This window comes from Aquimarina sp. Aq78 (genome assembly GCF_900299525.1).
Classification (GTDB): domain Bacteria; phylum Bacteroidota; class Bacteroidia; order Flavobacteriales; family Flavobacteriaceae; genus Aquimarina.
The window spans coordinates 873,338-889,193 of sequence record NZ_OMKA01000001.1 but is presented as its reverse complement, the minus strand read 5'-3'; the positions used below and the strand labels follow the sequence as shown (position 1 = coordinate 889,193).

At 33.6% G+C, this 15,856-nt stretch carries 15 protein-coding genes; 2 read left to right on the top strand and 13 right to left on the bottom strand.

Annotation, left to right across the window (positions count from 1 at the left end; translation table 11 throughout):
• Positions 1–25: 25 nt before the first annotated feature.
• On the bottom strand, positions 26–1,606 hold the full coding sequence (gene hutH, locus DG435_RS03805) for a histidine ammonia-lyase (protein ID WP_106793899.1): 1,581 nt from the start codon (positions 1,604–1,606) through the stop codon (positions 26–28).
• Positions 1,607–1,686: 80 nt separating this feature from the next.
• On the opposite strand from hutH, the gene DG435_RS03800 reads away from it, so the two are divergent.
• Positions 1,687–2,565, top strand: coding sequence for a LysR family transcriptional regulator (locus DG435_RS03800; RefSeq protein WP_106793900.1), 879 nt, complete (start codon positions 1,687–1,689; stop codon positions 2,563–2,565).
• 50 nt (positions 2,566–2,615) lie between these two features.
• Here DG435_RS03800 and DG435_RS03795 read toward each other — a convergent pair whose 3' ends face one another.
• The 6 genes from DG435_RS03795 to DG435_RS03765 all read right to left on the bottom strand — a co-directional run bounded on the left by DG435_RS03795 (position 2,616) and on the right by DG435_RS03765 (position 7,168).
• On the bottom strand, positions 2,616–2,984 hold the full coding sequence (locus DG435_RS03795; protein ID WP_106793901.1) for a nuclear transport factor 2 family protein: 369 nt from the start codon (positions 2,982–2,984) through the stop codon (positions 2,616–2,618).
• 97 nt (positions 2,985–3,081) lie between these two features.
• Entirely contained in the window at positions 3,082–4,389 is a 1,308-nt protein-coding gene (locus tag DG435_RS03790; protein WP_106793902.1) for a deoxyribodipyrimidine photo-lyase, read from the bottom strand.
• A gap of 3 nt (positions 4,390–4,392) precedes the next feature.
• The gene (locus DG435_RS03785; RefSeq protein ID WP_106793903.1) at positions 4,393–5,091 is read right to left on the bottom strand and encodes an SDR family NAD(P)-dependent oxidoreductase; all 699 of its coding nucleotides are present in this window, start codon (positions 5,089–5,091) and stop codon (positions 4,393–4,395) included.
• A 10-nt stretch (positions 5,092–5,101) separates the two neighbouring features.
• The gene (locus DG435_RS03780) at positions 5,102–5,596 is read right to left on the bottom strand and encodes an SRPBCC family protein (RefSeq protein ID WP_106793919.1); all 495 of its coding nucleotides are present in this window, start codon (positions 5,594–5,596) and stop codon (positions 5,102–5,104) included.
• A gap of 82 nt (positions 5,597–5,678) precedes the next feature.
• On the bottom strand, positions 5,679–6,035 hold the full coding sequence (locus tag DG435_RS03775) for a hypothetical protein (protein WP_106793904.1): 357 nt from the start codon (positions 6,033–6,035) through the stop codon (positions 5,679–5,681).
• A gap of 473 nt (positions 6,036–6,508) precedes the next feature.
• Positions 6,509–7,168 (bottom strand): MIP/aquaporin family protein, encoded by a 660-nt coding sequence (locus DG435_RS03765; protein ID WP_106793906.1) that lies wholly within the window; start codon positions 7,166–7,168, stop codon positions 6,509–6,511.
• Positions 7,169–7,289: 121 nt separating this feature from the next.
• On the opposite strand from DG435_RS03765, the gene DG435_RS03760 reads away from it, so the two are divergent.
• On the top strand, positions 7,290–8,132 hold the full coding sequence (locus DG435_RS03760) for a DUF2911 domain-containing protein (RefSeq protein WP_106793907.1): 843 nt from the start codon (positions 7,290–7,292) through the stop codon (positions 8,130–8,132).
• Between the two features lie 58 nt (positions 8,133–8,190).
• Here DG435_RS03760 and DG435_RS03755 read toward each other — a convergent pair whose 3' ends face one another.
• The 6 genes from DG435_RS03755 to DG435_RS03730 all read right to left on the bottom strand — a co-directional run bounded on the left by DG435_RS03755 (position 8,191) and on the right by DG435_RS03730 (position 15,851).
• A complete protein-coding gene (locus DG435_RS03755) occupies positions 8,191–8,391 on the bottom strand; it encodes a helix-turn-helix transcriptional regulator (protein WP_106793908.1) in 201 nt (66 codons plus the stop codon).
• On the bottom strand, positions 8,381–8,848 hold the full coding sequence (locus tag DG435_RS03750; RefSeq protein ID WP_106793909.1) for a hypothetical protein: 468 nt from the start codon (positions 8,846–8,848) through the stop codon (positions 8,381–8,383). The genes DG435_RS03755 and DG435_RS03750 overlap by 11 nt, the downstream gene beginning before the upstream one ends.
• Positions 8,849–9,032: 184 nt before the next feature.
• On the bottom strand, positions 9,033–10,013 hold the full coding sequence (locus tag DG435_RS03745) for a Gfo/Idh/MocA family protein (protein ID WP_106793910.1): 981 nt from the start codon (positions 10,011–10,013) through the stop codon (positions 9,033–9,035).
• On the bottom strand, positions 10,013–11,692 hold the full coding sequence (locus DG435_RS03740) for a sodium:solute symporter (protein WP_106793911.1): 1,680 nt from the start codon (positions 11,690–11,692) through the stop codon (positions 10,013–10,015). Before DG435_RS03740 ends, DG435_RS03745 begins: the two co-directional genes overlap by 1 nt.
• Before the next feature lie 213 nt (positions 11,693–11,905).
• Positions 11,906–14,404: a PIG-L family deacetylase gene (locus DG435_RS03735; RefSeq protein WP_106793912.1), complete on the bottom strand. Its 2,499-nt coding sequence runs from the start codon at positions 14,402–14,404 to the stop codon at positions 11,906–11,908.
• Positions 14,405–14,534: 130 nt separating this feature from the next.
• The gene (locus DG435_RS03730) at positions 14,535–15,851 is read right to left on the bottom strand and encodes a sodium:solute symporter (protein ID WP_106793913.1); all 1,317 of its coding nucleotides are present in this window, start codon (positions 15,849–15,851) and stop codon (positions 14,535–14,537) included.
• Positions 15,852–15,856 lie beyond the last annotated feature (5 nt).

Sequence of the window (15,856 nt, the reverse complement as noted above, 5' to 3'; positions counted from 1 at the left end):
TTAAGGGAACTATTTAATTTTTTGACTAATATTTTTCAAATTCACTAGAAAACTGTGTTTCTAGAGATACCTGTTCTTTTAAGGATACTTGATTAGCAGTAGTAATTATAGTTTTGTTTTGGATGATTTTGATTCCTTTCTCTATATCATCTGCAAATACCCTGTCTTTATCTGCAAAAGATACGGCTTCTCGTACCTTTTTATGGATTTCATCTAGGATGATTCCTGATTTTAAAGGTTTTCTAAATTCGAAAGCCTGGGCTGCAGTTAATAATTCTATAGCTAATATTTTTTCCAGATTTTCAATTACTCTTAGTGCTTTTCTACCACCAATCGATCCCATACTTACATGATCTTCCTGCCCCAGAGAGGTAGGAATACTATCTGCACTTGATGGAAAACATAATCCTTTGTTTTCACTTGCCAATGCGGCAGTAGTATATTGTAGTATCATATAACCAGAATTGATACCTGTATCTTTCATCAATAATTTAGGAACACCGGGAGAATTACCTTCTAATGAAAGGTAAATTCTTCTATCAGAGATATTACCGAGTTCTGAAGCTGCTAAACAAGCATAATCAATAGCCATTGCCAGGGGTTGCCCATGAAAACTACCTCCACTAATGGTTAGCTCTTCATTTATAATTATAGGATTATCGGTTACCGAGTTTAATTCTACTTCCAGAAGTTCTTTTAAATGTAGCCATGCATTTCTTGATGCACCGTGTACCTGTGGCATGCAACGTAAAGAATAAGGATCCTGAACTCGATCGCAATCGATATGATCTTCCATAATTTCAGAACCTTTTAGTAAAGATTTTATTCTGGAAGCGACATGGATATTTCCTTTATAAGGTCGTAATTGGTGTAATTCTTTAAAAAAGGGTTTTACAGAGCCTTGCAATCCTTCGATCATCATTGCGCCAATAATATCAGCTTGCGTAAGGCAGCTATGTAATTTTGCTACTACCTGTACTGCATGTGCTGCAATAAATTGAGTTCCGTTTATTAAAGCTAATCCTTCTTTTGGCCCTAAATCAAGAGGTTTTAATCCCGTGATGTCGAATAACTCTTGTGTAGTAATTACTTTATTTTGATATTCGACTTTTCCCAATCCAAGTAAAGGTAAAAATAGATGAGAGAGCGGAGCTAAGTCTCCAGATGCTCCAACAGACCCCTGACAAGGAACAATAGGGATTGCATCGGTATTAATATGCCATAGAATTCTATCTAATGTTTTCTCTGCAATACCAGAATACCCTTTTGCCAGAGACTGTATTTTAAGAATTAGCATAAGCTTAGCAATTTCGGTATCTATTGGATCTCCTACACCTACACTATGACTTTGCAATATGTTACTTTGCAGAATATTAGTTTCTTCTTTAGATATTTTTGTAGTACAAAGTGGCCCAAATCCAGTATTGATACCATATACAGGTTCTCCTTTTTCTACAATATTTTCTACTACCTGTTGGCTTTTTTTTACTTTCTTGCGAGAAGTTTCAGAGATAATTCCGATGGTTTCTCCACGAGCAATTTGTATTGCCATACCTGCGGTTAGGTAGTCTTCTCCAAATGAAAATTGGTGTGTTGTTGTTGACATATACGTATTTCTATTTTTTCACTAAAATAATACCTATTTTTGATAATTAGAAATACTAATTTGATCATTAATTAATAACTATGGGTTATCAAATAGAACTTCGTCATTTTACTTATTTCATGGCAGTAGCCGAGGAGCTACATTTCAGAAAAGCTGCAGATCGATTGTTTATTTCTCAACCAGGATTAAGCAGACAGATCAAACAGATGGAAGAAATAATTGGTGTTGCTCTTTTTGTACGTAGCAAAAGAAAGGTGACGCTAACTGCTGCAGGAGTGTATCTTAAAAAAGAGTTGGATTATATTTTTAATCATATTGATTTTACGATAAGACAAACTCGTTTGATTGATAAAGGAAGTGATGGAGAAATTCGAATAGGGTTTTTAGGTTCGGCAATACAGACTATAATTCCTGCATTATTAGTACAAGCTAATGAAGAATATCCTAACATTCAATTTAGTTTAGAAGAGATGTCTAATTATCTTCAGGTAGAGGGGATCGTTAAGGATCAACTGGATCTTGGTTTTGTGAGATTAGCCAGAGTACCAGATGGAATAGAAATAAAAACGGTACATACCGATACATTTTCTTTGGTCTTACCTATGAACCATCATCTAAATGAGAAGACGTTTAAGAGCGTAAAACAGGTTGCCGATGAGCATTTTATTTTGTTCTCGTCTGATTATAGTTCGGTATATTATGATAAGATAATGAGTATTTGTGAGGATAAAGGATTTTCTCCTATCGTTTCTCATAAATCGGTGCATGCACAAACCATTTTTAAACTGGTAGAGAGTGGGTTAGGAGTTGCAATTGTTCCCACATCATTACAACAGGGTTTTGATCTGGGGGTTAAGTTTTTAGAGATTCCGAAAATATCTCAAAAGGCAATACTTTCTGTTATTTGGAAAAAAGACAATAGAAACCCTGCGCTACAGCAAATCTTGAAGTTTTTATAATAAAAGGTCAGATGCAATATGCGCCTGACCTTTCTGTAGTTTATATATACTTATTCGTTTGGCATAGAATAGAAAAACTGTTCTTCGGTAATTTTACCATCATTTACTTGATACACACAAACTTCTTCTATTTGCATACGGCCTTGCTCTTTGAAGGTGCAATCCATTTTCATGGCACAGCTAAAATGATTTTCTGCAACCACAGGTTCAGATATTTCTCCACCATGATACTCTTCGACAGAAGCTTGCCAATCTTCACTTTTTTTAATCACAGCATCTATACCCGAGGTCACTTCATTAGGCATTCCTGGCATTTCTTTACTTACTATATTTTGATCATACAATTCCTTAAGAGCTTGCATATTTTCTCCCTGACGGCAGAGTTCTACTAAACGTGTGGCCACTTCTTGTGTGTTCATGGTGTTAAAATTATTGGTTTATAAATGACTTGTGATATGTGTAAAATACAAAAAAAATAGGGTTGGTAATTTTAAAAAAATGTTATAATTTTTTAACCTAACCAACGGCTTTCTTATAAATTGTAAGACAACGCTCACGTGCCATTTTATGTTCTACCATAGGTTGTGGATAGGTAAACTCGTTACTATCTTTTACCCAGGTATGGATATAGGAAAGTTGTTTGTCGAATTTAGTGATTTGTGTAGTAGGGTTAAAGATTCTAAAATATGGAGCTGCATCAACACCAGAACCTGCTGCCCATTGCCAGTTACCTACATTAGCAGACATATCATAGTCTAATAGTTTTTCTGCAAAATATGCCTCGCCCCATCGCCAGTCGATCAATAAATGTTTACAGAGAAAACTGGCAACTACCATTCGTACACGATTATGCATATACCCTGTTTGATTGAGTTGACGCATTCCTGCATCTACCAATGGATACCCCGTTTGACCATCCATCCATTTTTTGAATTCGTACTCGTTATTTCTCCATTCTATTCTATCATATTTAGGCTTAAAAGAAGAGTTCTTAGTATGTGGATAATGCCATAGGATTTGCATAAAAAACTCTCTCCAGATTAGTTCTGACCAAAAAACCTGATTATCCTCGGCAATAGCTTTTTTGATAACCGACCGAATTCCTACTGTCCCAAAACGTAGATGAGGCCCTATTTTTGAAGTTCCATTTTCTTTTGATGGAAAATTTCTGGTAGCCTCATAATTTTGAATAAGATGAGGTGAGATATCATAATCTGGAACTTTGATGGATGATGCTACGAATCCCATTTCCTGTAATGTTACATTAGGAAGATTAGTATTCTTAACCAAATTATCTAGATATGACTCTGTAGAATGAATTTTTAATTGAATGGAGTCAAATATTTCTTTCCATTTATTTTTATAAGGAGTGTATACTACATAGGGATTTCCATCTTTTTTTACAATTTCATCTTTTTCAAATATAACCTGATCTTTATATGTATGTAGCTGAATGTTATGATTTTGTAAGGTGTTTTTGATTAGAGTATCTCTCTCTTTTGCATAGGGTTCATAATCATGATTGGTGTATACTTGTTGTATTTCGTATTGAGAAATTAGAGTTTCAAAAACTTTTTCAGGAGTATTGTAATGTAGCGATAAAGAACTTTTGTATTTATTTTGAAGCTCCAACCTTATTTTTTGCAGTGTTTCAAAAATAAAGGTTACCCGAGCATCATTTTTTGGCAGATGTTCTATAATATGTTTGTCAAAAATAAAAACTGGTAAGACAGGATACTTTCCTTTTAGTGCTTCAAGAAATCCTGTATTATCATCTAATCTAAGATCTCTTCTAAACCAGAATACAGTGACTTTCTTTCTCATAAATTAATTTACATTAAGAGTCGACATACCGCCATCTACTCCAATAACCTGACCCGTAATCCAGCTGCTATCATCACTTAACAAAAATCGTGCAATATTTGCGACATCTTCTGCTTGCCCGACGCGTTTCATAGGGTGACGATTATCCATGAGTTGTTTCTTTTTTTCATTACTCAGTAATCCTTTTGTAAGGGGAGTATTTGTTAATGATGGGGCAATAACATTAACTCTAAATTTTGGTGCATATTCTGCAGCTAATGCTTTTGCAAATCCTTCTATTGCGCCTTTTGCTGCCGCAATACTCGTATGAAAAGGCATTCCGACTTTTACAGCTACTGTACTAAAAAACACTAAACTTGCTTGCTCCGAATTTTTTAATTTTGGAAGTAAGGTGTGTATGATTTTGATCAGAAACATAAAATTGATCTGCATATCGTCTTCAAATACTTTTGGAGTTAACATTTTGAAGGGCTTGAGATTGATGCTGCCAGGGCAATATACAAAACCATCAATTCTTTCGGGAAGGGTAGAAGTATCGATTTCATCCTTCGATGCATCATAAGGAATATGGGTTACTTCTAAATTACCTAGGTTTTCTGAAGTTCTTGAGGCGATAAAAACATTATGCTCATTATATAGTTTTAGAGCAATTTCAAAACCAATTCCATGACTTCCCCCTATGAGTAGAATATTTTTTCTCATTATTTAAATTTTAAACAAATATAATTTCATTATTTGCTTTGGTTTCAAATGGTCCGAATAATTCTATTAATTTTTTTTTGCGATATTCAAACACTTCTTTTAATCTTGGTTTTACAACAATAGGGTGAATCAATTGGCCTAGTATCCCTAAGGGTATTTTATAATCAATAATGTCTTCCATTTCAATACCGCCAGGGATTTCTTTGATAAAGTGCTTATGATGCCATAATGAGTAAGGGCCAAATCGTTGTTCGTCTACAAAATATTCTTTATCCTTGACATGCGTTATTTCGGTTACCCATTTATTTTTGATACCAGCAATTGGAGTAACAATATATTGTATAATCTGACCGGGATACATTTTACGATCAGCACCTGATAACACCTCAAATTTCATATATTCTGGTGTTATTGTCTTTAGATTTTTTGGATCAGAAAGAAACTCCCAGGCTTTTTCTATAGATATAGGAAGGTTTTGTTTCGCTTTTAAGGTATATATTTTCATAGGATACGAAATTATACTACCAAAAGTAAGGTATTTTTTGTTTAACATAAAATGATTTTTGTTAAACAAAATAATAACTCTATCAAAAAAAACTTTTTGCCCAAGATTTTGCTTCTTCGAGTGTGTTAAAGAACGCAAAGGATTTACCATATAATGGCTGTTCTATGGTAGCTTTGTCTCTTTCTTTATCATTACTAGACACAATTGCCAACCCCTTCATATTGTTTAATAAGCCTTGTTTATATATCTCTGGAGAGACTTTATGTTCAAACTTACGATGACTAATCATTATAAAATCTTTTGTTTCATAATGTTCTCTAAGTTTGTCTCTTAGTATTGAAGCTTTATTAAGTGTAAAGTTTACATTTTCATTGATAGTAAGTATGGCATATTGGTCGTAAAGATCTATTTTACAAAATTCATTAGAAAAATGCTCCATTGGGGGATATGGGTATTGTTATAAATTGTAAATATATGTTAAAAAGAGTGACTTATGTATAGTATCACACCAAAAAATACAATTTGTGGTGGTGAAGTAACTGATAATAAAAATTTAAATGTTCTTAGATCTAATTTTGGTATTAATCCAGAATAAATAAATCAATTGCACTAAACCTAATACCCAATATAATTGATATCTTATTTTGTAGATATCAAAAAACTTAACTTCGGAATCAGAAAATTTGATGATCATAAAAGTGATTGCGGGTATTGTAATCCCAAAAAAGACTACTACAAAGAAGATTGTTGGAAACCCAGTATTTTGTTTAATATTAAATTCTGTCGAGAATTTATATTTTCTATAATTTATATAAAATAGTAAAAGAAGAATTATAATATCTATGTATATCCAAAGCATGTTGGTGCGCTAATATTTCGCGCTAAATATAACAATTTTAAACAAAATATATTTTAACAGTCTGTACAACAGTTATTTGGCTTTACTAGTTTACAGGTTAATACAGCCAATAGAGCACCTAGAACAGGAGCAATAAAATAAAGCCACTGGTGTTCCCAGTGACCAGATAATAAAGCAGGACCTAAGGATCTGGCGGGGTTCATTGACGCATTAGTCATTGGGCCAGCAAACATTGCTTCGAGTAGCACAACTCCTCCAACTGCTATCCCGGCCATAGTACCAGTTTCTTTAGAGCCTGTAGAAACGTTTATAATGACTACCATAAGAAAATAAGTAAGCAATGTTTCTAGAACGAACGCTCTTAGATCATCTAAGGCAGGTAGAGTCCCACCAAGAAATTCGCTTTCCGGAAATAAAAAGAGTAGAATACTACTGGCTACTATTGCCCCAATACATTGAGCGATTATATATTTAGGTACTTCTTTCCATTCAAATTTTTTGGCATAAGCAAATGCAATGGTAACCGCAGGGTTAAAGTGAGCTCCGGATATTTCTCCAAAAGCATAAATCATTGCCATTACAATAAGTCCCCAAGTAATTGCAACTCCTACATGAGTGACATCCCCACCAGTTACTTCATTAATGGTCATAGCACCGGTACCGCAAAATACCATGCTAAAAGTCCCTATAATTTCGGATATATATTTTCTCATTGCCTTTTTATAATGATGGCAAATATACTATTAGTTATTTTAAGTTTTTGTTAACCTTTAATGTATGTTGTAATCCTTATTTTCGTCATTAAGTAAATCAAAACAAACTAAACTAACTACAATGAAAAAGATCATCTTATTTCTTTCTATGGCTTTATTCTCTTTAGGGATTGAAGCTCAGGTAAAAGCACCACAACCAAGTCCTAGTTCTAAAATTGAGCAGGTTATTGGATTGACAGATGTTTCTGTTGAATATTCACGTCCTAGTATGCGAGGAAGAGCTATTTTTGGAAATTTAGTGCCTTATGACAAACTATGGAGAACAGGGGCTAATAAGAATACTCAAATCACATTTAGTGATGATGTAAAAATTGCAGGTAAAGAGTTGAAAAAAGGAACTTATGCAATTTTCACAAAACCAGGTAAAGAAAATTGGGAAGTAATTTTTTATAGTGATGCAAACAATTGGGGGACTCCACAAAAATGGGATGATTCTAAAGTAGCTGCTACAGCAACTGTAAAATCAAGTACTATCCCTATGAATGTAGAAACATTTACAATCATGTTTAGTGATTTTAAAATGGATTCTGCAGTTATGAATTTTATTTGGGCAAATACAGAAGCAGCAGTTACTATAGAAACTCCTGCAAAAGCACAAACTGTTGCCAGTATCGAAAAAACTATGGCTGGTCCAACGGATAGAGATCACTATCTGGCAGCTACTTTTTATAAAGATTCTGGAGAATTTGCTAAAGCGAAAGAGCATATTGATAAAGCAATTTCACTACGTAAAGAGCCAGCTTTTTGGTACCATAGACAACAATCTTTGATCTATTCTTTAGCTGGAGATAAAGATGGGGCAATAAAAGCAGCAAAAACTTCGTTAGAGTTAGCAGAGAAGGCAAAAAATGCCGACTACGTTAAAATGAATAAAGATTCCCTTGCAGAGTGGGGAGCCAAATAAACACTCTTTTTCACACACAAATCATAAAAGCGTTCCATTTGGAACGCTTTTTTGTTTTCTAATCCTCTTCTTCTAAAAAGAAAATATCTTCTACAGGTTTTTTGAATAGTCTGGCAATTTTTAACGCCAGAACTGTTGATGGGACATATTTATCCTTTTCCATGGCATTAATAGTTTGTCTGCTAACACCAATTTTTAAAGCTAGATCAGCCTGAGTTAAATTATGAATGGCTCTTTCGACTTTTATATTATTCTTCATGACCAGCTTTTTTATATACTACATAATTAAAACGAAGAATAAAAATTAGTAAAGGAGTATACATGTTATAGATCATTATATTCAGGAAATTGTTATGATATAAAAATATGTTTGCGAATAATAGTACCCCATAGTTAACCAAAATAGCCCACTTTAATGAGTTTAATCTAATCCTAGAAATAAATTCGTCTTCAATTTTTTCTTTAGAGAAACCAACAAGTAAACCTCCAACAATTATCATGATAGAAATTAACTCATCTACAATGCTATTTTTGATAATGCTAACAATCCCATTATTTTCAGAAAAAATGTGATCATTATGAAATAGAGAAATTACGTTAACCATAAATGCATCAGATTCATAATCATTAATAGCATGTAATATTCCTAGAATAATTCCGATAATAAATAAAACCCATCCAGGCTTTTTGAATTTGTTTGATAGTAAGTATTTCATCTTGTTCGATTTTTGATTGATATGATAAAAGTAAACTAAAATTTACAAAAAGTCAAGTTTACTTTACTTTTTGTAATGTAAGATTTACTATTGTATTACTTTTGTTAGCTTAAAAGTATGATATAATAGAAGTCTACCGCTGTGTTTTTGGTTTTGAAAAATAGAAATGAGCAAGAAATTCAGATCAATCGTAGTGCAAGCCTATTTTTTCTCTAACCGTATCTAATAAGTTGATTAACTGAAGGCTTTTTTCGAAACTCATGATTGTACTTTCTTTACGGTTTTGTAACAACATTTCCTGTACATGAATGGCTTCATAATTATAACCGTTGGTAGTAACCTTAAATTCTATACGTTCTGGTTTTTCTTCTTTTAGAATAGTTACAGAAGATGGTTCGTGAAAACGACTATTGATAATGATAGACCCTTTTTCGAACTCGAGGGTAGCTGTTGTATCGGTTTCTTTAGTAACAGCACTAAATAGTGTGGCTGTAGCTCCATTTTTATACTGAAGCTGAATACTACAATCTTCATCAACTCCTGTTTTTCCTATGGTAGCCTGGGCATTAATTTCTTCTGGGTACCCTAAAATACTTAATGCAGCAAATAATGGATATATTCCTACATCGAGCAGACTTCCTCCTCCAAGTTTTTTGTTAAACACTCTTCCGTCGGGATCAAAAATGGTTGTGAAGCCAAAATCGGCTTTTAGTGTTTTTACTTTCCCAAGCGCATTAGATGCTACAACATCTAAAACATAGGAATAATGCGGAAGAAAATAAGTCCAAAGTGCTTCCATTAAAAATACGTTATTCTTTTTTGCCAGCGCAATCATTTCTTCTACCTGGGCAGTATTCATGGCAAACGGTTTTTCACATAAAACCGCTTTTTTATTAGAGAGACACATCATAGTATTTTCATAATGAAACACATGTGGTGTTGCAATATATATAACATCAATATCGGGATCCAGACTTAAGGCTTCATAATTATCATAACAGGTCGAGGCTTGATGCTCCTTCCCAAAACCCTGAGCCTTTTTTAGATCTCTACTTGCAACGGCATAAAGTATTGCATTTGGAACCGATTTTAAATCATTAGCAAACTTATGTGCTATTTTACCACAACCAATAATTCCCCATTTTATACTTCTTTCAAGATGCATTAGGCAGTAATTTTAGGCTTTGATCCCATAAATGGTTGTATGATAATTGCAATTGTCATTACTAATGCACACCCGAATAGGTTGAGCCATAAGTAAGGCATCCAATCATAATACCAGCCAATAATCACAATTACCTGGGTGATAAGTGCTGCAACAAAGGTGGCATTACTATGCACAAATTTTATAAAGAAAGCTAATAAGAATATCCCTAGTACATTTCCGTAAAATATTGAACCAATAATATTTACTAATTGAATAAGATTATCGAATAAATTAGCAAAGCATGCTACTATAATAGCTAAAATACCCCAGCCAAGAGTAAAAAATTTGGAAGCGGATACATAATGTTGATCACTTTTTTCTTCGGCCACATTTCGTTTGTATAAATCAATAGCGGTAGTAGAAGCTAAGGCATTTAATTCTGAAGCTGTAGAAGACATGGCAGCAGATAGGATAACAGCAAGAAGCAGGCCGATAAGCCCCCTTGGCAGATTGTTTAAAATAAAATGGATAAACACATAATCTTTATCATTTGTCTCTACTGTAGTATCTGCTTTTTTAATTAATGCTTTGGCAGCTTCACGGGTTTCTTTTTCTTTTTTGTTTAGCTCCTGAATTTGATTTTTATTACCTGATTCTTGATCTGCCAGATATCCTTTAATTACAGCATCTTTTGAGCTGTGAATTTCGGCAAGTTTGTTTTCTAGTTCTGTATATTGTTCTGCATATTCTGTGTTAAGTATAGCTTCTTTTCCTTTTGGATTGAAATTTAAGGGAGACGCATTAAATTGGTAAAAAACAAATACCATAACCCCAACTAAGAGAATAAAAAACTGCATAGGTACTTTGAGCAATCCATTAAACAAAAGCCCTAGCTGACTTTCTTTTATAGATTTACCAGTTAAATATCGTTGTACCTGACTTTGATCTGTACCAAAGTAGGAGAGGGCCAGAAATGTTCCTCCGATAATTCCACTCCAAAATGTATAACGGTTATCAAAATCAAATGAAAAATCTAGGACTTCCATCTTTCCACTAGCGCCTGCGATATCTAATGCTTTAGAAAATGTAATGCCTTCTGGAAGGTAGCTTATTATAATAAAAAAGGCTACCAACATACCGATAAAAATAATACCCATCTGTTGCTTCTGGGTAATATTAACAGCTTTTGTTCCTCCAGAAACAGTATATATGATCACAAGTATACCTATGATGATATTTAAGGTTACTAAATCCCAACCTAGTACAGATGATAATATTATTGCTGGTGCAAAAATAGTTATACCTGCAGCTAACCCTCTTTGAACCAAAAATAGGATAGCTGTTAAGCTTCTGGTTTTGAGATCGAATCGGCTTTCGAGATATTCATATGCTGTGTAGACATTTAGCTTATGATACATTGGTATAAAAACCATACAAATGACAACCATGGCAATAGGAACTCCAAAATAGAATTGTACAAATCCCATTCCGTCATGAAAAGCTTGACCCGGTGCAGAAAGAAAAGTAATAGCACTTGCTTGAGTTGCCATTACCGATAGACCAATGGTCCACCAATGTGCATCATTACCTCCTCGGATATAATCTTTAACATTTTTACTGCCTTTGGTTTTCCAGGCACCATATAGTACTATGAATAGTAAGGTTCCTAGTAATACGATCCAATCTATGGTTTGCATAAGTTGATTGATTAAATTAGTTTATTGATTGATGATTGAGGTTGTTCTTTTTAAAAGAATTATGAATAAGAATTAGTGATAAAATAGAACAGTAGTATGTAAACTGCATTAGCGATTAATACTGCACTATATAATTTTTTCCACTCTCTTTTTTCGTTTTTCTCTTCCATATTAAAAATTGTTAGATTATATTTTGTAGTATATTCTGGATATTTATTTTCCTAATGATAGCATATTGGCAAAAAGGCGATATGCACCTGATACTCCCGCCGGAAACTCTCTAAAAAAACTAAGTCCGGTATATATATAATGTCCTTTACCATATTTAGCTATTAGTAAAGGCCCCTTTTTTTCAGACTCTCCTTTATCATTAGCCGCTAAAATAGGGATATACTCTTTTGACCATTCTTTGGGAAAATATAATCCTCTTTCCTGTACCCATCCTTTAAAATCATTGGCAGTGATTTTATTGGGTGAATTTAATACCTGATGTTCTGGTGCTAAAAAGGTGATTTTTGCATTTTCATCGGTTACCCGATCTCTAGATAATTTAAGAGGATAAGGGCCTAAGTTATCAGTTACTTTTAACCTATGACTGGTATTATATTGAATGATAAGGTTCCCTCCATTTTTTACATACTCTAATAAATACTGTTGTTTAAATTTTAACTGCTCTACAGTGTTATATGCTCTGATTCCTACTACAATGGCATCAAAAGATTGTAAACTTTCTGTAGAAATAGATTCTGGATCAATTGTAGTTACTTGGTAACCTATTTGTTGTAGGCTTTCTGGTACTACATCTCCAGCTCCTTCTATGTACCCTATATTTTGCCCTTTCTTTTTAATATCCAGGCGCACAACTTTGGTCTCAGACGGTACTACTACAGTTTGGTATGGGATATGGTCATAATCAATAGTAACAACCTCTTTAGAATATAGGGTTCCATTAATTTCTATTTTTGGTGAAATGTAACCTTCACTTTGAGTCTGGGGTGATGTAAGAGTAAAAGTGATTGTTTTTTCTTCTCCTTTTTGAGAGAGATTAAAATTAATTGCTGCTGGAGTCACCTGCCAACCTTCTGGATGTGCAAGCGTAACTTTTCCATTTAAGTTTGCTTTTCCTGCTTTTATAGTAACAGGAATTTGTTTTGATGCACCATTAGCGTAGATAATTACTTTATCCTTGATACTTGCAGAAATAGTAGGGATGACCTCAAATGGTTTATATACTTCTCCTTTAACAGGATCATTTGTTTTGTATACAACATCTTTAGAAAAAGGAATTGATACTCCATTGATCGTTACTGTGAACAAAGCTTTGATTTTATGATCTGTTTCTGGTTTTCCTATTAGTTTTTGGTCACTAACATTATACATTCCCAATGTTCCTTTATTGGTAAGCCAATAAGGATTGGTAAAATCAAAATTAGTTGGAATATTACCTTTAAATTCGAAGTTATTTCGGATATTATTTTTTAATACTTTTTCAGAAATATCATTAATATTAACGGCAGCAATTTTGATAGATTGCAAAGTCATAGTATTTGCACTTCTGTTAATTGCTTCTACTTTTAGCGTAATTTCGCTCCCTTTAGTAGTATTTGCTTCTGTTGCAACAGCTTCTAAATACAAGCCCGAAGCTGCAGCAATAATCCCCTGGATCTCTTTGGTCTTAATCGTTTTCCAATGGTTATTTTCTAATTGTTGAATTAGTTGATATGCTTTTACCAATTGTGGAATAATAGCAGAGGGGTTTTTAAAGTCAAAATCTTTTTCTACCTGATATAAAATATCACCAATAGCTTTACCTCCTTTAACACGATTCCATGAAGTGTCAATTCCTTCAAAAATATTCGTTTTATCTTTTGGTAATTCCCCTTTGATGAGTTCTATATATTCGCTTTGCTGTCCACGACTACCAGTACTACCAAATCCTTGAGATTTGTGTTGGCTACGACTTAACGAAGCTATCTCACTATTAGAAAGTCCTAGAGAAGGATAATATATTCCCGTGTCAAACTCTAATAATTTACTTTTATCTGCTTTTTCGAAATTTTCTCGACTACCATAAAACCACCATGAAGTATTGAAGAATAATCTTTTTGGTTGCCAGGTTTCTGTATAATTAAGCTGATCGGGATAAACAGTTTTATCTCCCGTTAAATCAAAAGCTTCTACACTTAGCATAGCCGAAGAAGTATGATGGCCATGAGTACTACCTGGAGTTCTGTGATTAAAGCGGTTAATAATTACATCTGGTTTAAATTTTCTTATTGCCCAAACTACATCACTTAATACTTCTTTTTTATCCCAGATAGAAAGGGTTTCGTCGGGATGCTTAGAATATCCAAAATCATTAGCACGTGTAAATAATTGTTCTCCTCCATCTGTTCTACGAGCCGCTAATAACTCTTGAGTTCTAATTACCCCTAATAATTCTCTAATCTCTGGGCCTATCAAATTTTGCCCACCATCTCCTCGGGTAAGAGATAAATATGCTGTTCTTGCTTTTACCTGATTAGACATATAAGATATAAGTCGTGTATTTTCATCATCAGGATGTGCTGCAACATATAATACAGATCCTAAAAAATTAAGTTTTTTTATAGCTTGATGAATTTCTGCTGCATTGGGTTTATTAGGTTGTTGTCCTTGTATAATATATGGGAATAGTATACCAATACAGGCTATAAAAAATAATTTTCGCATAATTTCTTGGTGCAATTTTTAGTTGAATTTCTCCAAATATAAAAAGATAAAATTCTCAGAATTGTGGTTTAAGGATACTTTAACAGGAAGTCCTGTATCAATTATCTTTCGGACACATAACTTTATAAAGTTATATTTCTTTTTGACTTTTGGATTTATAAACTAACCCTAGTAATGATCCTAAAAGTACGGTAATGGCAATGGTAGGAGTAGGGCCAAAGGCTAGTATACCGGTTATTAACCCTAAAATACCTCCTAATGCACTTGCGATAAATCGCCCGCTATTTCTTTTTTGCTGGATAGCATAGATCATCGCTACTGAAAGTGTCATTCGCAATGCAGCCCCTACAATGGTAATATCTACAATACTTCTCCAAAATAAGGCAACTATAAAAGCAACAATAACAGTCATAATAGTAGCATATCGTAAAGATTTTACTTTTTGTTCTTTTTTAGTATTTGATACAATATGAGAAGCCACTGCAAAAATAGAAGTATCTGCAGTACTCATTAAACCAGCAAAAAAAAGTACAAGTAAAAGTGGTAGCCATGATTGTGTTATAAAGTTTTGCATGGCATAAACGAATACAGTATCGGGATCTAAATTGGGATTTTGAATATAGGTGTATAGTCCGATTAAAAGCAATAGGAAAACGATACCTAAGACAGGAATAATGGCAAGACTCAATCCTCTCTTTAAGGATTTTTCATCTTTAGCGGCATAACAAAGCTGGTATCGATCTGCTAACCCAAAAACAGATAACCCTCCGTAAAGAACTAAACCTATAATGCTACCTATAGTTACATTTTGACCTGTAGAACTGCTAAGAATAGTACCAAAATCCTTAACATCAAACATTCCGTAAATTAATATACAGAGAAATACGATTATAATTACTGCCTGAAAAACATCGGTAACGATTACAGCTTTAAAACCAGAAAATAATACATACACCATAACTACCATTGCTGTAATTAGTAATGCGGTTTCATAAGGCAGAATTTCGAAAAATGCAATGATCTTTGCACCACCTGCCAGGGATAGTAATATCCAGAAAAACTGAACTACTATAGTTATAACATTGGTAATGATACCAGTATTTTTGTTACTCGTAACAAAAGCGGGCAGATCTCCCTGCGTATAGAATTTACCTTGTGTGGATAATCTTTTTATTTTTGGTGCAGCCCAAAATGCAAATAAAAAATAACCAACTACTGATCCTATAGACATAGCAAAAAGTCCCCAGCCAAATTTATATGCATAACCCGTATACGTAATTAGAGTACTCACTCCAATTGCACCTGCGAATTTAGAGAATAAAATGGCATAAGCACTTTTATTTCTCCCTCCGATAAGGAAATCTTCACTTGATGATGATCTGGATATATATATCGATAAACCAATAATTAAGATAATATAAGTACTTAAGTAAAGATAGATTTCCATTCGGA